We start from the raw sequence: 21,678 nt of genomic DNA on the forward strand, positions 1-21,678 counted from the left end.
CCATTACACGACAGACAGGATGTGACACTTGGCCAAGATCATCGTTGTGACCTCCGGCAAGGGTGGGGTCGGCAAGACAACCAGTGCGGCCGCCATCGCCACGGGCCTGGCGCTGCGTGGTCAGAAGACCGCGGTCATCGACTTCGACGTGGGCTTGCGCAACCTCGACCTGATCATGGGCTGCGAGCGGCGTGTGGTCTATGACCTGGTCAACGTCATCCAGGGCGAGGCGGGGCTCAACCAGGCGTTGATCCGCGACAAGCGCGTCGACAACCTGCATATCCTGCCGGCCTCCCAGACCCGCGACAAGGACGCCCTGACGCTGGAAGGCGTCGAGACCGTGCTCAATACCCTGAACAAGGACTTCGACTACATCGTCTGCGACTCTCCGGCGGGCATCGAACGTGGCGCCCAGCTGGCCATGTACTTCGCCGACGAGGCCATCGTGGTCACCAACCCCGAAGTCTCCTCGGTGCGCGACTCAGACCGCATCCTCGGCCTGCTGGCGTCCAAGACCCGGCGCGCCGAGCGCGGCGAGGATCCCGTCAGGGAGCACCTGTTGATCACTCGCTACAACCCCAACCGGGTCGACAGCGGCGACATGCTCAATCTCGAGGACATCCAGGAGATCCTGGCCATCAAGCTGGTCGGCCTGATCCCCGAGTCCGAGGCGGTGCTGCGGGCCTCCAACCAGGGCATTCCGGTCACCCACGACGAGGCCAGCGATGCCGGTCAGGCCTATGCCGACACCGTGGCTCGCCTGATGGATGAGGAGGTGCCGCTGCGCTTCCACGAGTACCAGAAGAAGAGCCTGTTGAGCCGCATGTTCGGAGGAGGTCGTCGGTGAAGCTACTCGATTTCCTGAAGCGCGAGCGCAAGAAGTCTGCCTCCGTCGCCAAGGAGCGGTTGCAGATCATCGTGGCGCACCAGCGCAGTCAGCGCGGCCAGCCGGACTACATGCCGATGCTCGAGAAAGAGCTGCTGGAAGTGATCCGGCGCTACGTGCAGGTCGATGACGAGGCCGTCAATATCACCCTCGACAGCGAGGACAACTGCTCGGTGCTGGAGCTCAACGTCACCCTGCCCAAGAGCTGACGGCGGCTGAGCCGCCGTGCGCCCTGTGCTAGGCTTGGGGCCCGTTTTCCAATGCCTGCTCGGAGAGCTCGCTCATGGCGCAGTCGAAAGCCGCCCCCCTGACCTTCCTCTGGCACGACTACGAGACCTTCGGTGCCGATCCTCGCCGGGATCGGCCCTCCCAGTTCGCGGCCATTCGCACCGATGCCGAGTTCAACGAGATCGGCGAGCCCATCGAGCTGTTCTGCAAGCCAGCCGACGATTATCTGCCGCATCCCCAGGCGTGCCTGATCACCGGCATCACGCCGCAGCAGGCACGGCGCCGCGGCCTGCCCGAGGCGGAGTTCGCCGGTCGCGTGATGGACGCCATGAGCGAGCCGGGCACCTGTGCGCTGGGCTACAACAGCCTGCGCTTCGACGACGAGGTCGGTCGTCATCTCTTCTACCGTAACCTGCTCGACCCCTATGCCCGGGAATGGCAGAACGGCAACTCGCGATGGGACCTGATCGATGTGGTGAGGGCCTTTCACGCCCTGCGTCCCGAGGGCATCGAGTGGCCGACCCGCGAGGATGGTTCGCCGAGCTTTCGTCTCGAGGACCTGACGGCGGCCAACGGCATCGAACACGCCGGTGCCCACGATGCGCTGGCCGACGTGCGCGCCACCATTGCCCTGGCCCGGCTGCTGCGACGCTGCAATGCCAATCTGTTCGACTACCTGCTGGCCCAGCGTGGCAAGCGACAGGTGGCTCGCCAGCTGGACGTGCCGGGTCGCAAGCCGATGCTGCACATCTCGCGGCGCTACCCGGCCAGCCGCGGTTGCAGCGCGCTGGTGATGCCGCTGGCCGAGCATCCCACCAACCCCAACGGGGTGATCGTCTATGACCTGGCCGTCGACCCCGAGCCGCTGCTGACGCTGTCCCCGGAGCAGATCCGCGAGCGGGTCTTCGTCAGTAACGACGACCTGGCCGAGGGCGAGTCGCGCATTCCGCTCAAGGTCATTCACATCAACAAGTGCCCGGTGGTGCTGCCGCCCAATGCCCTCAAGGACGTCGCCGGGCCACGCCAGGGCGAGTATGGCGACATCGTCGAGCGCCTGGCGCTGGACATGCCCACCTGTCGTCGCCACTGGAAGGTGCTGGCCGACCATCCGGAGGTGGTCGCCCGGGTCGCCGAGGTGTTTGCCGCGCCGCCGCCGGAACCGCCCCATGACCCGGACCTGATGCTCTATTCCGGTGGCTTCTTCTCGCCTTCGGATCGCCAGCAGATGGAGCGGGTGCGGGCCACCGATCCCTGGGACCTGGTGGGCGCGGGTTTCGCCTTCCAGGATCCTCGTCTCGAGGAAATGCTGTTTCGCTATCGAGCGCGCAGCTACCCGGACACCCTCACCGGCGAGGAGCAGGCCCGCTGGGAGGCCTTCCGCTGGGAGCGCATGAACGACGCTGCCGTCGCCGGTTTTGCGCTGAAGGACTTCGCCCGGGAGATCGAGCGCCTGAACCAGGGGGCGCTCGGCGACCGCGACCGCCAGGTGCTGGAGGAGCTGGTGATGCACGTGGAGTCGATCATGCCGGCCCAGGCCTTCGGCTGACCGACAGGCGATGTTCGGTCGGCCCTTGTCGCTACTGGCAGGGCAAGCCGACCAAGGCCCAACGACGAGGCCCGGCCATTCGGCCGGGCCTCGTCGTTGGGGGGGGGGAAGGAGAGGAAGGCTAGTCGCCGCCGCCGGGCAGCGGTGGCAGGTCGGCCTTGAGGGCCATGACGTCGCTGGCGGCGTCGCCCGGGTCGTGGGTGATGTGGACCACGGCATCGTCGACCAGGCCTGGCCACAGATCGCGCAGCGCCTCGGGTGTCACCGTCAGGGCGCGTTCGGCCAGGCGCTGGCGGCGATCGAAGTTGCCGTCGTCCAGGGCCAGGGTCTGCCAAAGCCGGTTGGTGCGTGCCGTCAGGCTGGGATCGCGAACCAGCAGGTCGTCGTGGACCGCCTGGCGGTAGGGGGCCAGGGCGTCGTCATCCAGTTCCCCGAGCCGCTCGCCGAAGGCGGTCAGGAAGGCGTCGATGCGTGCCTGGATGGTGGCGCTGTCGGTGCTGGGCGATTGCACCAGCAGGCCGATGCCCGGCGCATCGAGAAGCGGCTGGTAACCGGCGTTGACCACATAGCCGAGCTGCTGCTCGGTGCGCAGCTGCTGATAGAAGGGCGTCTCGAGCAGTCGGCCGAGTACCGCCAGTCGCGCTTGGTTGGCCAGCGAGCGATCGGCGCCCTGCAGATAGCGCATCACCAGGAACTCGTCGCGGGTGGTGTCAGGGGTCAGGGCCGGCAGTTCGGCATCGGCCCGCAGCGGCGTCAATTCGGGGATCGCCGTGCTGGCCAGCTGGGGCGACAGTGCCCTGGCTACCTCGCGGGCCTGCTGGGTGGCCGCCTCCGCGGTCTGGTTGCCTACTGCCATGGCCTCCAGGTGCAGGTCGGCGAGGAAGGCATTGCGGAATTCGCTCAGCGCCTCGGCATCCAGCGACTCGCTGGCGGCGAGCAGTGCCTCGGGCGACCACTGCGGGCGGATCAAGGTCTCGGCCAGGGTGCGGCCGGCCTGACGATAGAGCGCGTCCTCGGGCGCGTTGCGCCATTCCTGGCGCAGCTGCTGGCGGACTCGTGCCACGTCGGCCGTCTCGATGGGGCCCTCGCGCAGTTGGTCGAGCACTCGCTCGATCAGAGCCTGCTGGCCGTCTCGCCAGCCGGAAAACGACAGGGTGATGCCGCGGGCATGGGCGTAGGCTTCGAAGCCGTGTCCGGCCAGGCGAGCCGGGTAGAGGGTTTCGTTGAGGCTGTCCTGCAGCCAGCCGGCGAGCAGCCGCGACAGGGCGGCGTCGCGGGCATTCTGGCTGGCGCCGGGATGCTGCAGGCTGAAGCGCCACTCGACCCGGGGCGTGTCGAAGCTGTCGTCGCGCTGCTGCCAGAAGTCGAACTCGGGGCTGTCGATGCGCTGTATCGGCGCCTCGTCCCGGCCCTCCAGAAGGCTCAGGTCCTTGGCGATGTAGGGGTTGGGCTCGGGTAGCGACAGGCCGGCCAGGGGCGCGGCGTCGCCGACATCGGGCGAGACCGGCGACCAGGACACGTCAAACCAGGGCGTCTCATGGCTGCCCTCGACGTCGGGGCCGCTGTAGAGGCGCAGCAGGGTTTCCGGTTGCAGGGCCGATAGCCATTCGTCGATGCGCCCGGCATCGAAGCCGTCCATGCGATAGGGGGCATAGTTGACGTCCTCGAGCGGGTAGCGAGCCAGGCTGGTGGCGAGTCGCATGGCCGTGCCCAGCGCGCTGCCGTGCTCCTGGAAGCGGAACTGCTGCTCGGCGAGCCGGGCCTGCTCGTCGTAGCGCCAGGCCTCCATGCCACGCTCGCGGATCTCCTGGATGGCGGCGAACAGGCTGGCCTGGATGCGGTCGAGATGCTTCGCCCCTTCCGGTGTCAGGCTGATATCGACGTTGAACAACGCGTCGTTGCCGTCGCCCTGGGCAGCGCCGGCGGAGAGGCCGTCTGCCCAGCCGGCTTCACGCAGGGCGTGCAGCAGGCTGCCTTCTCCCTCGTGGCCGAGCAGGTTGGCCAGGTAGCTGGTGGGTTTCAGGCGATAAGCCGTGTCGGGGTCGGGGATCGGGAAATAGAAGGTCAGACGGCGGTCGTCGCGCAGCGAGCGCAGCTCGGCGGCGGCGGGCAGCTCGTCCGGGGTCACCAGCGGCGCCGAGATCTCCGGGCGTGTCAGGCCGCGGTCGGGTACCGCGGCGAAGTCGTTGCGTACCAGGGCCTCGAGCTCATCGAGGGGCTGGGGCGCCACCACCGCCAGATGCATCACATTGGCACCGTAGTGGTGCTCGTAGAACTCGATCACGCGCTGGCGCAGCGGCGTCTCGCCCGCCGGCCGATCGGCCAGGGTGGCGTTGCTGCCCACCGAGAAGCGGGTGGTGGGATGCGCCGGATTCAGCAGCTGGTCGAGGACGGCGATATGGCGACGGCCGGCGTCGCGCTTGCGCGCCATGTATTCGGAGTGCACCACCTGGCGTTCGCTGGCCAGCCGGTCGGCGTTGAACAGCGGGTCGACGAAGAAGTGACTGAAGCGATCGAGCGTGCCGTCCAGGGCGTCGGGATCCACCGAGAAGAAGTAGTTGGTGTCCTGGGCGGCGGTATAGGCGTTGTGCTGTCCGCCGTGCTGCGACAGGTAGCTTTGGTAAGCGTCGGCCTGGGGGTAGGCCTCTGTGCCCAGGAACAGCATGTGTTCCAGGTAGTGGGCCAGGCCGGCCAGGTCGTCCGGGTCCTGGGCGCTGCCCACGTCCACGTTCAACGAGGCGGCGGCCTTGTCTGCTTCGGCGTCACTGACCAGCAGCACGGTGAGGCCGTTGTCCAGCGTCAGGGCCCGGTATTCGCGCTGGTCCGAGGGGCTGACCAGCGGCGTGCTCGTCGGCTCAGTGTCGGCCGCCGCCGAGGTGGCGCCGAGCGTCGGCAACAGGGCCATGGCCAGCGCGAGAGGCAGCGCCAGGTGGGGGCGGGGGTGTCGGGTCATCATCACTCCTTGGCGGCGGTCCGGCGCAGCATCGGGCCGGTGGGGTAGGCGCAGGCGGCCTCCTGATGGCTGGGGTCGTTCACTCGTCTTGATACCGGAAAAGCGCCCAACAGTTCCCCATGGGCCGGCGTCAGCAGATCATTCAGGTCTTCCACGGGCGTCGTGGGGTCCAGCCAGCGGTCGACGGCCGCGACCGGAATCGTCGCCGGCAGTCGGTCGGTGAGCGGCGCCAGCAGGTCGTTGGCAGGGACCGTGATCAACGCCAGGGAGTCGTGGTAGCGGGTCAGGGTGGTGTGAAAGCGGCACCACAGGCCGGCGAGCAGCAACGGGCCTCGATCGACGCGGGTCACCAGGAAGGGCTGCTTGGCCCTTGGCTGGGGTTTCCAGACGTAGACACCACCCGCCGGTACCAGGCAGCGCCGGGCGGCGAAGGCTTCGCGGAACATCGGGCGCGAGGCGAGCGATTCGGCCCGGGCGCAGTGGGGCGCACGGTCGAGCACGTCCAGCCAGGGAGGGGTCAGGCCCCAGAAGGCATGGCACATCCTGGGGCGGCCGGCCTCGAGGCGAATCATCGACAGCGGGCGGCGCGGGGCCAGGTTGACGCCGGTGATCGGCGTATCGTCCGCGATCAGGCCGGGCAGCAGGCGTTCGAGGTCGAGGGGCGGAATATAGAGACGACCGGCCATGGAACCTCCGCAGACTGGGGGCGTCAGGGTAACCAAGACGCCCCGGAGAAGAAAGCTTGCCGGTGGCGGGCTTGCGTTGGTCCGCAGGCACGATATGCTAGCGGAAACAGTGTTTTCATATGAGATCGTCGCCGGTGTCCGCCCGTTGGGGGTGCCGCGCTCTCCCCGGCTCGCGAGGAAGTCGATGGCTCGTCCCAGACAGCATGCTCCAGAAGCCCTTCATGCCCAGGTGATGGCCGCCTGCGATGCCTGGTTGCAGGAGCAGCCGGTCCATACGCTGTCGCTGCGCTCCCTGGCGCGGGAAGTGGGGTGTGCCCCCAGCACGCTGCTCAAGCTCTACGGCAGTTTCGGCAACCTGCTTCAGCACGTGAACATCGAATCCCTGGCCCGGCTGCGTACCGCCATCGATCCGCTGCTCGAGGAATCGACGCCCGAGGCGAGGCTCAAGGCGCTGGCTCGGGCCTATTGGGAATTTGCCCGCCGCGAGCCGTTTCGCTGGCAGCTGCTGTTCGATTACCCGCTGGCCCAGGAGGGCGAGCTGGATCAGCGCCAGAGCGACATGATCGAGGCCTTGTTCCTGCGCGTCGAAACCACCCTGAAGGAGTATCAGCCGGCGCTCGACGACCTGGAGGCGCGGCGTCTGGGGCGCACCCTCTGGGGGAGCGTGCACGGGCTGGTGCAGTTGGGACTCAACGAGCGCCTGGGTTACTGGCAGAGCGAGCCGCTGGAGGTGGGTGAGCTGCTCGACCAACTGCTGTCGACCCTGCTGGCGGGGCTGAGAGCGAGGTCCGGCGACTCTTGACGGATCTGCTCGCCTGGGGCGCGCCGACCCTGCTGGCGCTGGCCGCCCTGGGGTGGTGGCTGCGCTCGCCGCGCCGGGTGCTGCGGCGGCTGGTGTTCCTGATCATTCATCTGCTTTACCGGCTGCGTTTCCGTGGCCGCCGCCACATTCCCGCCCATGGCCCCGCCCTGGTGGTATGCAACCATGTCAGTTTCGTCGATGCCCTGGTCGTGGGTGGTGCCAGCCCGCGCCCGCTGCGCTTCTTGATGGATCGGCCGATCTACGAGTCGCCCTGGCTGCACTGGCTGTTCAAGCTGGTCGGGGCGATTCCGGTGGATTCCGAGCGTCGCGATCCCGGTGGGCTGCGCCGTGCGCTGGGGCAAGTCAGCCAGGCGCTGCGCGCCGGCGAGGTGGTGATGCTGTTCCCCGAAGGGCGGCTGACCACGGACGGCGAGGTTCAGCGCTTCCGTCGAGGCCTGGAACTGATCCTGGCGCGCGATCCGGTGCCGGTCGTGCCGGCAGGTCTGGCCGGCCTGTGGGGCTCATGGACGTCGCACTGTGGCGGCCGGGCGCTGTCCAAGCGGCCGCGACGCTTCCGTGCCCGAGTGGCGCTGTATTTTGGTGAACCGCTGCCCGCTGGATCGGCCGAGCGCCCTCGGGTGGAAGCACGGGTTCGGGAATTGAAAGCCGAGGCCGACGCCTGGGTGAGCCATCGGTCAGCGCGCTGAATCAGGCCTGGGCTGCCTCCGGTCGACGCACGGCCTGCCAGCAGCGTGCCGAGGTGATCAGGTTGTCGCGCACCTCGAGGATCTCCATGCGCACGGGGCCGATCTGCAGGCAGGCCGGTCCGTCGGGGAAGGATTCCAGGTGTTCGAGGATCAGGCCGTTGAGGGTCTTGGGGCCGTCGGTGGGCAGCTGCCAGCCCAGCGACTTGTTGATGTCGCGAATGTTGGCGGTGCCGTCGATGACGTGGCTACCGTCCTCCTGCAGGTGGATCTCCTGGTCCTGGCCGGCCACGTCGGTGGTGAACTCGCCGACGATCTCCTCGAGGATGTCCTCCAGGGTCACCAGGCCTTCCACGTCGCCGTACTCGTCCACCACGATGCCGATACGCCGCTTCTGTTTCTGGAAGTTGAGCAGTTGGGTGTGCAGCGGCGTCGACTCGGGGATGAAGTAGGGTTCGCGGGCCTCCTGGACGATGGCTGCCTTGGTGACCTCGCCGCGGGACAGGAAGCGCGCCGCGTTGCGCAGGTGAAGCATGCCGATGATGTTGTTGATATCGCCCTTGTAGACCGGTAGCCGGGTGTGCTGGCTGGTGCGAATCTGCGTCAGGATGTCATCCAGGGCGTCGTCGAGGTCGATGCCTACCACTTCGTGGCGAGGCACCATGATGTCGTTCACCGTGACGTTCTCGAGATCGAGGATCGACACCAGCATGGCCTGGTGGCGGCGAGGGATCAGCGGCCCCGCCTCGTGGACCACGGTGCGCAGCTCGTCGCGGGTCAGGTTGTCGCCGCCGGCTTCCAGGGTCTTGACCCCGAGCAGGCGCAGCAGGCCGTTGGAGATGGCATTGACCATCCACACCAGCGGATAGAGCAGCTTGAGCAGCGGCTCCAGGATTCGCGAGGCGGGGTAGGCGATACGCTCCGGCTTCACCGCGGCATAGGTCTTGGGGGTGACTTCGGCGAAGATCAGGATGGTGATGGTCAGCAGGCTGGTCGCCACCGCCGGTCCGGTCACCTCGCCGAAGAAGTGGATGGCGATGATGGTGGCGATCGAGGCCGCGAGGTTGTTGACGAAGTTGTTGCCGATCAGGATGACGCCGATCAGCCGATCGGGGCGGCCCAGCAGGCGCATCACCCGCTGGGCTCGGCCCTCGCCCTCGCCGGCCCGGTGGCTCAGTCGGTAGCGGTTGATCGACATCATGCCGGTCTCGGAGCTCGAGAAGAAGGCAGAGAGGCAGATGAGCAGCAGCAGCAGGCTAAACAGCAATCCCAGAGGGAAGTCGTCGCTCAAGTCGAAGGATCCTCAATCGCGTATCAGGCTTGAGTTGTAGGGATGGGGCACCCCGGTGTCAAGGACGGGCCAGCAGCACCTCGAGCACGAACTTGCTGCCGAAGTAGGCCAGCAGCAGCATCATGTAGCCGCCCAGCGTCCAGCGCACCGCACGCATGCCGCGCCATCCCAGGCGATGATGCCCGACCAGCAGGGCGGCGAAGATCACCCACGCGGCCAGTGACAGCACCGTCTTGTGCACCAGGTGCTGGGCGAACATGTTGTCGACGAACACGAAGCCGCTGGCAATGGCCAGGGTCAGCAGGATCATGCCGGCCCAGATCAGTTCGAACAGCACCCGCTCCATGGTGGTCAGCGGCGGCAGCGACTGGACCACGCCGCGAATATGGTGATGGCGCAGGGCCTGGTTCTGCACGCCGAGCAGGATCGCCTGTACGGCGGCGATCGCCAGCAGGGCGAAGGCCAGCGCCGAGCTGAGGGCATGCAGGGCGATGCCCGGCGTCATGCCCGAGGCCTTCTCGGGGCTCGGCCATTCGACGGCCAGCAGCAGCACCACGCCGGCCAGCGGGAAGAGGCCGGTAGCGACGTTGAGTACCGGCTTGAACAGGCTGACCACCAGCAGCACCAGCACTGCCAGGGCCCCGGCCAGCACCACGCTGGTGGAAAAGCCGGGCAGCAGCGAGTCTCCCTTGTCGAGCAGGCCCACGGCGAGCGGCAGGTGACAAAGCAGACCCAGCGTGCCGAAGCCTCGTACCAGCGCATTGCGTGGCGGTACACGACGTGCCAGCGCCAAGGCCTGCCAGGAGGCCGCCGCGACATAGAGAATGAAAGCCATTAGGGCTAGGGGGAGCGCTTGCATCGATGGCTATCCGTGCGCCTTTGCCAGCGTGTGACGGTAAGGAATGGAGCCGTCACTATACCGAATCCTCCTTGCCCCGCCCAGCCGGGCGAGCGCGACGCCATGGAGACTCGTCGCCACAAGGCGTATAATTTTGCCCCATTGCAGGAAAAGCCCCTTCTCCCCATCGATGCGGAGATGTCGAGAGGCTTTCCAGGCCAGCGCACGCGGAGAGGCCCATGTTCCAGAATCTCAGTGATCGTCTGTCGCAGACGCTCAAGTCGATCAAGGGTCAGGCTCGCCTGACCGAAGACAATGTCAAGGATACCCTGCGCGAGGTGCGCCGGGCGCTGCTGGAGGCCGACGTGGCCCTGCCGGTGGTCAAGGCCTTCATCGACCGGGTGCGCGAGCGCGCCGTGGGTCAGGAGGTGTCGAAGAGCCTTTCTCCCGGGCAGCAGTTCGTCAAGATCGTCCAGCAGGAACTCGAGGCGATCATGGGCGAGGCCAACGAAGGCCTGACGCTCAAGAGTCGCCCGGCGGTGGTGCTGATGGCCGGCCTGCAAGGCGCGGGCAAGACCACTTCCGTGGCCAAGCTGGCGCGCTATCTGCGCGAGCGCGAGAAGAAGAAAGTGCTGGTGGTATCAGCTGACGTCTACCGCCCGGCGGCCATCGACCAGCTCGAGACGCTAGCCAAGGAGGTCGAGGTCGACTTCTTCCCGTCGAGCAGCGACCAGCAGCCGGTGGCCATCGCCGAGGCGGCGATAAAGCACGCCAAGATCCAGTTCCACGACGTAGTGCTGGTCGACACCGCCGGCCGGCTGGCCATCGACGAAGCGATGATGGCCGAAATCCAGGCCCTCAACGCCGCGGTGTCGCCGGACGAGACGCTGTTCGTGGTCGATGCCATGACCGGCCAGGATGCGGCCAACACTGCCAAGGCCTTCCACGAGGCGCTGCCGCTGACCGGGGTGATCCTGACCAAGGCCGACGGCGATGCCCGCGGCGGGGCGGCGCTGTCCGTGCGCCACATCACCGGCAAGCCGATCAAGTTCATGGGCGTGGGCGAGAAGGTCGATGCCCTGGAGCCCTTCCATCCCGACCGGGTGGCCTCGCGCATCCTGGGCATGGGCGACGTGCTGTCGCTGATCGAGGAGGCCGAGCGCACCGTCGACAAGGGCAAGGCCGAGAAGCTGGCCAAGAAGGTCAAGAAAGGCGACGGCTTCGATCTCGAGGATTTCCGTGACCAGCTCCAGCAGCTCAAGAAGATGGGCGGCATGGGCGGCCTGCTCGGCAAGCTGCCCGGCATGGGGCAGATGGCCGAGATGGCCCAGGGCCCCGGCCCGGAGAAGGAGATGGGCAAGCTCGAGGCGCTGATCAACTCCATGACGCCCCAGGAGCGCCGCAAGCCCGACATCATCAATGGCTCTCGCAAGCGCCGCATCGCTGCCGGCGCCGGCTTGCAGGTGCCCGATCTCAATCGCTTGCTCAAGCAGCACAAGCAGATGCAGAAGATGATGAAGAAGGCCGGCAAGAAGGGCGGCATGCAGAAGATGATGCGCGGCATGTCCGGCATGATGGGCGGCGGCGGCCCGGGAGGACCGGGCGGCATGGGCGGTCCCGGCGGGATGCCGTGGCGCTGAGCCGCCGGCGCCGCCAGCTAAAAAGGTTTCCAAGCCGGGGAGATTTCCGTAGAATGCGGCGTCTTCACTGGCAGGCCTGCGATTCATCGCGGGCATCGTCGTGACCGAACACCCCGGCGGCACGCCCACCGGCGTGCGGTCGAACCGATTGTCGAGGGCTTCGCTCCCGACCGACAACCTCCGTAACTCAACCGAAGGACAGTCAACGCATGGTTACCATTCGTCTGGCACGTGGTGGCGCCAAGAAGCGTCCCTTCTACCACCTGACCGTGACCGATTCTCGCAAGTCTCGCGACGGTCGTTTCATCGAACGCCTCGGCTTCTTCAACCCGGTGGCCCGTGGCCAGGAAGAGCGTCTGCGCGTCGACCTCGAGCGCATCCAGCACTGGCAGGACCAGGGCGCCCAGCTTTCCGGCCGTGTCGCCGAGCTGGTCAAGGAAGCCCGCAAGCAGGCCTGATCGGCCTGTTGCCCCGAATGTCTGAGGCAGGATCGCGATGAGCGCAGGCGTCGAGCGCAGCCCGGCCGACGAACACGTAGTGCTGGGCAAGTTGACCAGCCCCTACGGAGTGAAGGGCTGGCTGAAGGTGTATTCGTACACCAGCCCGATGGAAGGCATCCTCGAGTACGACGAGTGGGTGCTGCGCCATGAGGGGCGCCTGGAACGCTTTCGCCTTTCCCAGGGGCGCCCGCAGGGCAAGGGCCTGGTGGCTCGCCTGGAAGGCGTCGACGGTCGAGAGCAGGCCGAAGCCCTGGCCGGCGCCGAGGTGCTGCTGCCGACGGCCGAGCTGCCCGAGCTTGACGGCGACGACGACTTCTACTGGTACCAGCTGGAAGGCCTGCGAGTGGTGACTCGCGAGGGCGTGACGCTGGGTCAGGTCGACTACCTCTTCGAGACCGGCGCCAACGACGTGCTGGTGGTCAAGGGGCGCGGCGAGGATGCCGTCGACGATCGCGAACGGCTGCTGCCCTTCCTGCCCGATGAAGTCGTGCTGGAAGTGGATCTCGAGGCCGGCGTGATGACCGTCGACTGGGATCCGGACTTTTGAGTCGCAGCGAAGCCTCCATGTGGGTCGGCGTGGTATCGCTGTTCCCCGAGATGTTCGAGGCGCTGACCCGTCAGGGCGTGACGGGCAGAGCGGTGGACAAGGGGCACATCGCCCTGGAGTTCTGGAATCCCCGGGACTACGCCACCGATCGGCATCGCACCGTGGACGATCGCCCCTACGGCGGCGGCCCGGGGATGCTGATGAAGGTCGATACCCTGCGCTCGGCCATCCACGACGCCCGCGAGCGGGCCGAGGAAGCGACCGGGCAACGTCCGAAAGTGATCTATCTCTCGCCCCAGGGGCGGCAGCTGGATCAGCGCGGCGCGCAGGAACTGGCGGAAGGCCCTCCCCTGGTGGTGGTGGCCGGACGCTACGAAGGCATCGATGAACGGGTCGTTGAGGCCGACATCGATGAGGAATGGTCGATCGGCGACTACGTGCTGAGCGGCGGCGAGCTGCCGGCCATGGTGCTGATCGATGCCGCGGCAAGGCTGGTGCCCGGAGTATTGGGCCACCAGGATTCCGCGGTCGAGGACTCCTTCAACGACGGACTGCTGGACTGTCCGCACTACACGCGTCCCGAGGTCATCGACGGACGACGAGTGCCGGACGTTCTGCTCAGCGGCCACCATGGCGCCATTCGGCGCTGGCGGCTCAAGCAGTCCCTGGGGCGGACCTGGCTCAGGCGGCCCGACCTGCTCGAGGGCAGGACGCTGAGCGCCGAGCAGCAGGCGCTGCTGAAGGAGTTCATCGAGGAGTACGCGCTGGCCACCCGATAGGCCAGGGCGGAGGTGCAGGACGTGCCCCGAGGGGCGACGGACCTGTGTCACCAACAGCACTCCCGTGCCTCGACGCGTTCGAGCGCCGGGATCACGATTCGCCGGCCATCCACTGCCGGACCGGCGAGTCAACGTATGTTATCGAGGAGTTATCGTCATGAGCAGCAAGAACAAGGTGATCCAGGCGCTCGAAGCCGAGCAGATGAGCAAGGAAGTGCCGGAGTTTGCCCCGGGTGACACCGTGATCGTCCAGGTCAAGGTCAAGGAAGGCAACCGCGAGCGTCTCCAGGCCTTCGAAGGCGTGGTCATCGGCAAGCGCAACCGCGGCCTGAACTCCGCCTTCACCGTGCGCAAGATCTCCCACGGTGTCGGCGTCGAGCGGACCTTCCAGACCTACAGCCCGCTGGTCGACTCCATCAGCGTCAAGCGTCGCGGCGACGTGCGCCAGGCCAAGCTGTACTACCTCCGCGAGCGCAGCGGCAAGTCCGCCCGCATCAAGGAAAAGCTGGCCTGAGGCAACGCCTCACCGGCCAGTGGTGACGCGGCTTGTCAGTCCGCGTGACATCGAAACCCCGTCACCGCAGCCGCGGGGCGGGGTTTCGTCGTTCAGGGATGTCCGAGGAGAGGCGGCATGACGGTCGGTGAGGATGCCGTGGCGTTGATCGAGGCCTGCCTCGACGATCTGTGGTTGGGGCAGGGCGCCAGCGACAACACCCTGGCGGCCTACCGCCGCGATCTCACGGCCTGGTCTCGCTGGCTCGAGGCGCGTGACGCGACTCTGCTGGTACCCGGCTTCGATGCCCTGCCAGCCTGGCTGGAAGAGCGCCGTGATGGCGGCTACAAGCTGCGCAGCAATGCCCGGCTGCTGTCCAGCCTGCGGCGTTTCTATCGCTGGGCGCTGGCCGAGGGGCGTATCGACCACGATCCGCTCGCCGAGGTGCGTCTGCCGCCGGCCCGGCCTTCGCTGCCGAATACCCTGGAAGAGGACGAGGTGGAGCGGCTGCTTGCCGCGCCGGACCTCGACAGCGAGCTTGGGCTACGCGATCGCACCATGCTCGAGGTGCTCTACGCCGCCGGGCTGCGCGTCAGCGAGCTGGTGGGGCTGACCACCGATGCCGTCAATCTGCGCCAGGGTGTGGTGCGGGTGCGAGGCAAGGGGGACAAGGAGCGGCTGGTCCCGCTCGGCGAGGAGGCCGTGGACTGGCTGTCGCGCTATCTGCGCACCGGCCGTCCGGCGCTGATGCGCGATCCCACGCGTCCGGCACTGTTCCCCGGCCGGGGCGATGCCTGCCTGACCCGGCAGGCCTTCTGGCACCGCATCAAGGCGCATGCCCTGGTCGCCGGCATCGACCGGCCGCTGTCGCCGCACACGCTGCGCCACGCTTTTGCCACCCATCTGTTGAATCATGGGGCCAACCTGCGTGTCGTACAGCTGTTGCTGGGTCACAGTGACCTCTCGACCACCCAGATCTATACCCACGTGGCGCAGGCCCGGCTCGAGGCCCTGCACGCCGATCATCACCCCCGAGGCTGAAACATGAGACGAATCACACGTGCCCTTGTCGCCGGAGCTCTCACCGCCCTGTCCCTCCCCGCCATGGCCCAGGACCCGGTCATCGAGCGGCTGACCGAGCACCTGGAGGTCGATGGCCAGTCCATGCCGGTGAAGCGCATCGAGCCAACGCCGCTGGCAGGTTTCTACGAGGTGCGGCTGGAGACCGGCGAGCGCTTCTACACCGATGCGCAGGGCGACTATTTCCTGGTCGGGGACCTCTACGAAAATGCCCAGGGCGGCCTGGTCAACCTGACCGAGCAGGCACAGAATACCGAACGTGCTGCCAGGATTGCCGCGATTCCCGACGACGAGCGGGTCGTGTTTCGCGGCACCGACGAGCCCCGGGCACGGGTCACGGTGTTCACCGACACGACTTGCCCCTATTGCCGTCGCCTGCATGAGGAAGTGCCGCGCCTCAATGCCATGGGGATCGAAGTGGATTACCTGGCCTTTCCGCGCGGTGGCATGAACTCGCCGGGCGCTCGGGAACTGCAGCAAGTATGGTGCTCGGACAATCCGAGCGAGGCCATGTCGACGGCCAAGCGCGACGGGGCGCTCGAGGGTGACACGACCTGCGACAATCCGGTCGAGGCACAGTATCATCTGGGCATGGAACTCGGCGTGCAGGGCACGCCGGCCATCGTCCTGCCCGATGGGCGCCTGGTGCCCGGCTACGTGCCGGCGGAGCGCCTGGCGGCCATGTTGGGTCTGAACGATCAATAGCCGCGCCATCGAGTGCGGGGGCCCTTGGGGCCGACATCGCTGTGACACACGCCAGTAACGAGGGGAATGACATTGAAACCGGTGAGAGTGGGAATCTGTGGCCTGGGCACCGTCGGGGGCGGGACCTTCAACGTACTGACGCGCAACGCCGACGAGATCGCACGTCGGGCGGGGCGTCCCATCGTCATCGAGCAGGTGGCCTACCGAACCCCCAACCCCGAGTGTGACGTCACCGGTATCAAGAGCACCCAGGACGTCTTCGAAGTGGCCGCCAACCCCGACATCGACGTCGTCGTCGAGCTGATCGGCGGCTATGACGTGGCTCGGGAGCTGGTGCTGACCGCCATCGAAAACGGCAAGCACGTGGTCACCGCCAACAAGGCGCTGATCGCGGTGCATGGCAACGAGATCTTCCAGGCCGCCCATGAGAAGGGCGTGATCGTGGCCTTCGAGGCCGCGGTGGCAGGCGGCATCCCGGTGATCAAGTCGCTGCGCGAGGGCCTGGGGGCCAATCGCATCGAGTGGCTGGCCGGCATCATCAACGGCACCGGCAACTTCATCCTCACCCACATGCGCGACGAGGGCCGTGCCTTCGAGGACGTGCTCGCCGAGGCCCAGGCGCTGGGCTATGCCGAGGCCGATCCGACCTTCGACGTGGAAGGCATCGATGCCGCCCACAAGCTGACCATCCTGGCCTCCATCGCCTACGGGGTGCCGCTGCAGTTCGAGAAGGCCTACACCGAGGGCATCTCCCGGGTCACCGCCGAGGACGTCGAGCAGGCCGATAACCTGGGTTACATCATCAAGCACCTGGGCATCTCCAAGCGCACCGATGACGGCCTGGAGCTGCGCGTTCACCCGACGCTGATTCCCAAGGAGCGGCTGCTGGCCAATGTGCATGGCGTCAAGAACGCCATCGCCGTGATGGGTGATGCCGTGGGCCCGACCCTCTACTACGGCGCCGGCGCCGGCGCCGAGCCGACCGCCTCGGCGGTGGTGGCCGACGTGCTCGACGTCGCCCGCGACATCACCACCGATCACCACTACCGGGTGCCCTACCTGGCCTTCAGCGGCATCGGCGAGAACGCCGACCAGCCGCCGATCCTGGCCATGGAAGAGATCAGCACGGCCTACTATCTGCGCCTGCTGGCGGTGGACCGCCCCGGCGTGCTGGCCCGTGTCGCCACCATCCTCTCCGAGGAAGGCATCTCCATCGAGGCGCTGATCCAGAAGGAGGCCACCGAGGGCGAACTGGTGCCGATCATCCTGATGACCCATCGCACTCGCGAAAAGCAGATGAACGAGGCGATCCGCAAGATCGAATCCATGGCCGACATCGCCGGCTCCGTCACTCGCATTCGCGTCGAGTCGCTGGACGAGAACCAATAACCATCGGCCGCGAGCCTCGGGCAGCGGGCAGTGACGTGCCCGTAGCCCGTAGCTCGAGTCCCACGGAGTGGAATGATGCGCTATATCAGTACCCGCGGGCAGGCGCCCGCGCTGTCCTTCGAGGAGGTCGTTCTCACCGGCATGGCCAGCGACGGTGGCCTCTACGTGCCCGAGGCCGTTCCCCAGCTCAGCCACGAGCAGCTCGCCGACATGGCCGGCTGTTCCTACGCCGAGATCGCCTTCCGGGTGATGCAGCCCTACGTGGGCGGCGAGATCGACGACGACACCTTCCGCGAGATCGTCCGCGACGCCTACGCGACCTTCAGCCACGACGCCGTGGTGCCGCTGAACCAGCTCGACGCCAACCACTTCCTGCTCGAGCTGTTCCACGGCCCGACGCTGGCGTTCAAGGACGTGGCCCTGCAACTGCTTGGCCGGCTGCTCGACCACTTCCTCAAGAAGCGCGGCGAGCGCGCGGTGATCATGGGCGCCACCTCCGGGGACACCGGCTCGGCTGCCATCGAGGGCTGCCGCCACTGCGACAACCTGGACATCTTCATCCTGCACCCGCACCAGCGGGTGTCCGAGGTCCAGCGTCGCCAGATGACCACCGTACTGGCGGACAACGTCTTCAACGTCGCCATCGAGGGCAACTTCGACGACGCCCAGGCCATGGTCAAGGCCAGCTTCGCCAACCAGGATTTCCTGCACGGCACCCGGCTGGTGGCGGTGAACTCGATCAACTGGGCGCGCATCATGGCCCAGATCGTCTACTACGTGGCCTCCGCCGTGGCGCTCGGCGCGCCGCACCGCAAGGTGAGCTTCTGCGTGCCGTCGGCCAACTTCGGTAACGTCTTCGCCGGCTACATGGCCTACCGCATGGGCCTGCCGGTCGAGCGCTTCGTGATCGCCACCAACGCCAACGATATTCTGCACCGCACCCTGGCCGACAACGACTTCTCCAAGAAGGAGCTGGTCGCGACCCTGGCGCCGTCCATGGACATCGTGGTGTCGTCCAACTTCGAGCGCCTGCTGTTCGAAGCCTACCAGCGTGACGGCGACGCCGTGGCCGCGCTGCTCGAGCGCTTCCAGGACGAGCCCTCGGCGCTGGCCGATGCGCCGCTGGCGCGGCTGCGCGAGATGTTCGCCAGCCACAGCATCGACGACGCCACCATCCTGGAGGTGATTCGCGAGGCGCATCACCGCACCCAGGAGATCCTCGACCCGCACACCGCCACCGGCTATCGCGCCGCCGAGCGCGAGCGCGGCGACGAGAGCGTGCCGATGGTCACCCTGGCCACCGCGCATCCGGCCAAGTTCGCCGAGGCGGTGGTCAAGGCCGGTTTCCCGGGCGTGCCGCTGCCGCCGCACATGGACGACCTGCTGGAGCGCGAGGAGCGCTACAGCGTGCTGCCGGCCGAGCTCGCCGCCGTGCAGCGGTTCGTGGCTGAGAACCGGCGCTAAGTCGGTCCCGATGCGGAAGCCGATCCGGGGGCGTCCGTCCCCGGCGGCTCCCCGCCATCGCCGTTGCACCCATGACGCCCGGTTCGCCGGGCGTCTTGCCGTCACCTCCAGGAGTTTCCGTGGACGCTACCCAGACGCCCGTATCCGACGCATCGCTGACGCCCCGCATCCTGCCGCGTCCCCGCGACGAGGCCCTGGAGGCCCGCGCCCTGGCCGAAGGGCTGACGCCGCTGCAGGCCCGAGTGCTGGCCGGGCGCCTGCCCGGTCATACTGGCGAGCTCGCCCCGCTGGTGTCGCCCAGCCTGCGCCACCTGGCGCATCCCGAGCGCCTCAAGGACGCGCGCCCGGCCGCCGAGCGCATCGCTCAGGCGGTGGTCGAGGGCGAGCATATCGGCATCCTCACCGACTACGACGTCGACGGCATCACCTCCCACGTGGTGATCCGCCGCACCCTGAACGAGCTGTTCGGCGTGCCCGAGGCCAGGCTGCATAGCCTGATCGGTCACCGCATCCACGACGGCTACGGCATCAGCCTGCCGCTGGTGGAGCGCACCCTGAAACTCTCGCCGCGGCCGAGCCTGGTGATCACCGCCGACTGCGGCAGCTCCGATGAGCCGCGCATCGCCCGGCTCAAGGCCGCCGGCATCGACGTGGTGGTCAGCGACCACCACGCGCTGCCGGTGGAAGGCCCGCCGGCCTCGGCCTTCGCCACCGTCAACCCGACCCGCGACGACTGCGATTACCCGGACCCGACCATCGCCGGCTGCATGGTCGCCTGGCTGACCATGTCGCTGGCCCGTTCGGTGCTGATCGAGTGGGGCGTGCTGTCGGCCGCCACGCCCAAGCTGTCGCCCTGGCTCTCCTACGTGGCGCTGGGCACCGTGGCCGACTGCGTGTCGCTCGGCGGTAGCGCGGCCAACCGCGCCGTGGTCACCCAAGGCCTGGCGCTGATCAATCGAATGGAGGCGGCCTGCTGGCGGACCATGGCCGAGCGGCTGGGCGCCGACAGCGTGCCCTTCGACGCCGAGACCCTGGCCTTCCAGATGGGCCCGCGGATCAACGCCCGCTCGCGGCTGGACGATCCCTACGCCGCACTGCATTTCATGCTCGCGACGGACGATGCCACGGCGGCGCGGCACCTGGAGACGCTTGATCAGGACAACCAGTCGCGCAAGGCGATCGAGGCAGACATGGCCGAGCAGGCGAGGGCGCTGGCCCGGCTGCAGCTCGCCGATAACGCGCCGGCGCTGGTGGTCTACCTCGAGGACGGCCATCCCGGCGTGCAGGGCATCGTCGCCTCGAGGCTGGTGCAGGCCTTCGGCCGGCCGACCCTGGTGCTGACCCCGGCTGCCCAGGCCGGCATGCTGACCGGCTCGGGGCGCTCCATCGAGGCGCTGCACCTGCGCGATGCTCTGCAGCGCACCTTCGAACTCGCCCCCGAGGCGCTGCCGCGCTTCGGCGGCCATCGCGGCGCCGCCGGCGTCGGCGTACCGGTAGAAGCGCTCGAGGCCTTCCGCACCGCCTTCCTGCAGGCGGTAGGCGAGCAGCTCGGCGACACCGAGCTGTTCCCCAGGATCTTCACCGACGGCGAACTGGAACCGGCTCAGATGAGCCTCGCCACCCTCGACGAGCTGGAGGCGCTCGGGCCCTACGGCCGCGAGTTCGACCCGCCGCTGTTCGAAGGGGCGTTTCTGGTGGAATCGCTGCGCCCGGTGGGCGCCGAGGGCAATCACCTGATGATGGAGCTCTCGGCCGGCCCGGTGGCGACCAGGGCGATCTGGTTCCGGGCGCTGACCCCGGGAGAAGTACCGGCCTTCGGGGTCGGCGACCGGCTTCACTGCGCCTACAAGCTCAACCGCAACCGCTGGCGCGGCCGCGAATCGCTGCAGCTGATGGTCGAGCACGCCGCGCCGACGTGAGGGACGGCGTTAGCCCCCGGCGCCAAGACGGCAGTGAACGCTCGCCGACGGCAGTGACGTAGGCGGGCGACTTGCGGGTGTCGCGCATCAAAGCATCGGCACTCATGCAGGATCTCCATGCACCAGGGCGGCGGGATAGAGGGGATGATCGCGGAAGGCGCTATCGTCGATGTCGAACAGCTTGACCACCAGGGCGGCTTCGAAGCACCAGTCGCCGGGATGATAGGGACCATCATCATCGGGCATCGTCATGAACCCTAGGCCCCATTTATAAATAGTCTTGGCATAACCATCGAGGAATTTTGTGATCAGCTTGCCCTGCTGAACGGGGGCTGCATCCAACGCCTCAAAAAGTGGCGCATAAGGTTTGGGATACAGCAGGCCGTCGGCCACCGGACGTTCATGATCGCCCAGGGCGATGGCGATGCGATCGAACAGCGCATCGACGCCGGCGTTATCGATCAGTGCCAGGGCGCGGTCGATATGCGCCTGATCGGCGCCGAGGCAGGCGGCGAAGGCCAGCCAGCGGAGATAATGGATATAGCGGTGATCACTCAAGTTTTCGTACTGAACTCGGTACTCCTGATTTTCCTCGGGCAGGGCATCGAGGTAGTGCAGTAGCGCTTCGCGCTGCTCAAGCAGGTCGCGCAGGTCGTCGCGAAGACTGGCCAGATCGTCGCCACGGGAGTAGCGGGCGACCATGATGTTGAGCTTGTCTGTAAACAGCATCGATGCACCCTTAACCTTTCCTTCGGGAGGCAGCCCCTGCGGTTGAGAAACCTCCTCTTCGTCTTCGGCGACGGCTTCAGACCAGAAGCGGATGTATTCATCCAGTTCGGCTTTTTGACGAGTAGTCGCGCGTAGCATGGTACTGACTCCTTGCGATTAACATCCCTTTGGGGTGCCGATGATTCGGGACCGGCCATCGAGCTGCCTTACCCGGGTGCTGCCGTCATGCTTCAGCCGTACCAGATACTTGTCGACACGCCCTGTTTCCCAAGACTCCATAAGCTCGTCGTACAGGGCTGGGTTGGCTCTGCGATCCACTGCCTTTTCGATATTTCGTTCGACCCAGTCATCACTCATCTGTTTGGTGCCATCGGCCAGTTTACCCAGGCGAGCCCGACCGAACTTGGCCTCGGTGACCACGAAGTCTGGCGGCGGGCCTGGGCGGCGATAAAGGCCGTTGATGCCGGTTTTTACCGCTACCGGTTTTATGCCGCGTTAC

At 67.1% G+C, this 21,678-nt stretch carries 20 protein-coding genes; 15 read left to right on the forward strand and 5 right to left on the reverse strand.

The window, feature by feature from the left end; genetic code table 11:
• Positions 1–28: 28 nt before the first annotated feature.
• The 3 genes from minD to sbcB all read left to right on the forward strand — a co-directional run bounded on the left by minD (position 29) and on the right by sbcB (position 2,660).
• Complete coding sequence (gene minD / locus FHR96_RS17920; protein ID WP_183389099.1) at positions 29–847, forward strand: septum site-determining protein MinD; 819 nt, start codon at positions 29–31, stop codon at positions 845–847.
• On the forward strand, positions 844–1,095 hold the full coding sequence (gene minE, locus FHR96_RS17925) for a cell division topological specificity factor MinE (RefSeq protein ID WP_183389100.1): 252 nt from the start codon (positions 844–846) through the stop codon (positions 1,093–1,095). The genes minD and minE overlap by 4 nt, the downstream gene beginning before the upstream one ends.
• Before the next feature lie 74 nt (positions 1,096–1,169).
• Positions 1,170–2,660, forward strand: a complete 1,491-nt coding sequence (gene sbcB, locus FHR96_RS17930) for an exodeoxyribonuclease I (protein WP_183389101.1) — start codon at positions 1,170–1,172, stop codon at positions 2,658–2,660.
• A gap of 121 nt (positions 2,661–2,781) precedes the next feature.
• On the opposite strand, the gene FHR96_RS17935 is transcribed toward sbcB, so the two are convergent.
• The gene (locus tag FHR96_RS17935) at positions 2,782–5,613 is read right to left on the reverse strand and encodes an insulinase family protein (protein WP_183389102.1); all 2,832 of its coding nucleotides are present in this window, start codon (positions 5,611–5,613) and stop codon (positions 2,782–2,784) included.
• Between the two features lie 2 nt (positions 5,614–5,615).
• Positions 5,616–6,299: an SOS response-associated peptidase gene (locus tag FHR96_RS17940; RefSeq protein ID WP_183389103.1), complete on the reverse strand. Its 684-nt coding sequence runs from the start codon at positions 6,297–6,299 to the stop codon at positions 5,616–5,618.
• A 184-nt stretch (positions 6,300–6,483) separates the two neighbouring features.
• Between FHR96_RS17940 and FHR96_RS17945 the strand changes: the two genes are divergently transcribed.
• Together FHR96_RS17945 and FHR96_RS17950 are read left to right on the forward strand one after the other, a co-directional pair.
• Positions 6,484–7,101, forward strand: coding sequence for a TetR/AcrR family transcriptional regulator (locus FHR96_RS17945; protein ID WP_183389104.1), 618 nt, complete (start codon positions 6,484–6,486; stop codon positions 7,099–7,101).
• A gap of 5 nt (positions 7,102–7,106) precedes the next feature.
• Positions 7,107–7,808 (forward strand): 1-acyl-sn-glycerol-3-phosphate acyltransferase, encoded by a 702-nt coding sequence (locus tag FHR96_RS17950; RefSeq protein ID WP_379685166.1) that lies wholly within the window; start codon positions 7,107–7,109, stop codon positions 7,806–7,808.
• A 1-nt stretch (position 7,809) separates the two neighbouring features.
• Here FHR96_RS17950 and FHR96_RS17955 read toward each other — a convergent pair whose 3' ends face one another.
• Both FHR96_RS17955 and FHR96_RS17960 read right to left on the reverse strand, forming a co-directional pair.
• Positions 7,810–9,096, reverse strand: coding sequence for an HlyC/CorC family transporter (locus FHR96_RS17955; protein ID WP_183389105.1), 1,287 nt, complete (start codon positions 9,094–9,096; stop codon positions 7,810–7,812).
• Between the two features lie 58 nt (positions 9,097–9,154).
• A complete protein-coding gene (locus FHR96_RS17960; protein WP_183389106.1) occupies positions 9,155–9,955 on the reverse strand; it encodes a cytochrome C assembly family protein in 801 nt (266 codons plus the stop codon).
• A 218-nt stretch (positions 9,956–10,173) separates the two neighbouring features.
• Between FHR96_RS17960 and ffh the strand changes: the two genes are divergently transcribed.
• From ffh to FHR96_RS18010, 10 genes are all read left to right on the forward strand, one after another.
• The gene (ffh, locus tag FHR96_RS17965; RefSeq protein ID WP_183389107.1) at positions 10,174–11,574 is read left to right on the forward strand and encodes a signal recognition particle protein; all 1,401 of its coding nucleotides are present in this window, start codon (positions 10,174–10,176) and stop codon (positions 11,572–11,574) included.
• A 209-nt stretch (positions 11,575–11,783) separates the two neighbouring features.
• Positions 11,784–12,032 (forward strand): 30S ribosomal protein S16, encoded by a 249-nt coding sequence (gene rpsP / locus FHR96_RS17970; protein ID WP_183389108.1) that lies wholly within the window; start codon positions 11,784–11,786, stop codon positions 12,030–12,032.
• Between the two features lie 37 nt (positions 12,033–12,069).
• Complete coding sequence (rimM, locus tag FHR96_RS17975) at positions 12,070–12,621, forward strand: ribosome maturation factor RimM (protein WP_183389109.1); 552 nt, start codon at positions 12,070–12,072, stop codon at positions 12,619–12,621.
• 17 nt (positions 12,622–12,638) lie between these two features.
• On the forward strand, positions 12,639–13,400 hold the full coding sequence (trmD, locus tag FHR96_RS17980; RefSeq protein ID WP_183389126.1) for a tRNA (guanosine(37)-N1)-methyltransferase TrmD: 762 nt from the start codon (positions 12,639–12,641) through the stop codon (positions 13,398–13,400).
• 157 nt (positions 13,401–13,557) lie between these two features.
• Positions 13,558–13,914 (forward strand): 50S ribosomal protein L19, encoded by a 357-nt coding sequence (gene rplS, locus FHR96_RS17985; protein ID WP_183389110.1) that lies wholly within the window; start codon positions 13,558–13,560, stop codon positions 13,912–13,914.
• A 117-nt stretch (positions 13,915–14,031) separates the two neighbouring features.
• The gene (xerD, locus tag FHR96_RS17990) at positions 14,032–14,934 is read left to right on the forward strand and encodes a site-specific tyrosine recombinase XerD (RefSeq protein WP_221195875.1); all 903 of its coding nucleotides are present in this window, start codon (positions 14,032–14,034) and stop codon (positions 14,932–14,934) included.
• Positions 14,935–14,937: 3 nt separating this feature from the next.
• Positions 14,938–15,678, forward strand: coding sequence for a DsbC family protein (locus FHR96_RS17995; protein ID WP_183389111.1), 741 nt, complete (start codon positions 14,938–14,940; stop codon positions 15,676–15,678).
• Between the two features lie 72 nt (positions 15,679–15,750).
• Positions 15,751–17,067 (forward strand): homoserine dehydrogenase, encoded by a 1,317-nt coding sequence (locus FHR96_RS18000; protein ID WP_183389128.1) that lies wholly within the window; start codon positions 15,751–15,753, stop codon positions 17,065–17,067.
• Positions 17,068–17,142: 75 nt separating this feature from the next.
• Positions 17,143–18,531, forward strand: coding sequence for a threonine synthase (gene thrC / locus FHR96_RS18005; protein ID WP_183389129.1), 1,389 nt, complete (start codon positions 17,143–17,145; stop codon positions 18,529–18,531).
• Between the two features lie 119 nt (positions 18,532–18,650).
• A complete protein-coding gene (locus FHR96_RS18010; RefSeq protein WP_183389112.1) occupies positions 18,651–20,450 on the forward strand; it encodes a DHH family phosphoesterase in 1,800 nt (599 codons plus the stop codon).
• A gap of 102 nt (positions 20,451–20,552) precedes the next feature.
• On the opposite strand, the gene FHR96_RS18015 is transcribed toward FHR96_RS18010, so the two are convergent.
• Positions 20,553–21,317, reverse strand: a complete 765-nt coding sequence (locus FHR96_RS18015; RefSeq protein ID WP_183389113.1) for a PoNe immunity protein domain-containing protein — start codon at positions 21,315–21,317, stop codon at positions 20,553–20,555.
• Positions 21,318–21,678 lie beyond the last annotated feature (361 nt).

Source organism: Halomonas organivorans, from assembly GCF_014192055.1.
Taxonomy (GTDB): Bacteria; Pseudomonadota; Gammaproteobacteria; order Pseudomonadales; family Halomonadaceae; genus Halomonas; species Halomonas organivorans.

Coding starts and splice junctions, on each gene's coding strand:
- FHR96_RS17935 (WP_183389102.1), bottom strand. CDS start 5,613: ATGACCCGACACCCCCGCCCCCACCTGGCGCTGCCTCTCGCGCTGGCC.
- rplS (WP_183389110.1), top strand. CDS start 13,558: ATGAGCAGCAAGAACAAGGTGATCCAGGCGCTCGAAGCCGAGCAGATG.
- FHR96_RS17960 (WP_183389106.1), bottom strand. CDS start 9,955: ATGCAAGCGCTCCCCCTAGCCCTAATGGCTTTCATTCTCTATGTCGCG.
- FHR96_RS17945 (WP_183389104.1), top strand. CDS start 6,484: ATGGCTCGTCCCAGACAGCATGCTCCAGAAGCCCTTCATGCCCAGGTG.
- rpsP (WP_183389108.1), top strand. CDS start 11,784: ATGGTTACCATTCGTCTGGCACGTGGTGGCGCCAAGAAGCGTCCCTTC.
- trmD (WP_183389126.1), top strand. CDS start 12,639: ATGTGGGTCGGCGTGGTATCGCTGTTCCCCGAGATGTTCGAGGCGCTG.
- FHR96_RS17995 (WP_183389111.1), top strand. CDS start 14,938: ATGAGACGAATCACACGTGCCCTTGTCGCCGGAGCTCTCACCGCCCTG.
- ffh (WP_183389107.1), top strand. CDS start 10,174: ATGTTCCAGAATCTCAGTGATCGTCTGTCGCAGACGCTCAAGTCGATC.
- xerD (WP_221195875.1), top strand. CDS start 14,032: ATGACGGTCGGTGAGGATGCCGTGGCGTTGATCGAGGCCTGCCTCGAC.
- sbcB (WP_183389101.1), top strand. CDS start 1,170: ATGGCGCAGTCGAAAGCCGCCCCCCTGACCTTCCTCTGGCACGACTAC.
- FHR96_RS17940 (WP_183389103.1), bottom strand. CDS start 6,299: ATGGCCGGTCGTCTCTATATTCCGCCCCTCGACCTCGAACGCCTGCTG.
- thrC (WP_183389129.1), top strand. CDS start 17,143: ATGCGCTATATCAGTACCCGCGGGCAGGCGCCCGCGCTGTCCTTCGAG.
- rimM (WP_183389109.1), top strand. CDS start 12,070: ATGAGCGCAGGCGTCGAGCGCAGCCCGGCCGACGAACACGTAGTGCTG.
- FHR96_RS18015 (WP_183389113.1), bottom strand. CDS start 21,317: ATGCTACGCGCGACTACTCGTCAAAAAGCCGAACTGGATGAATACATC.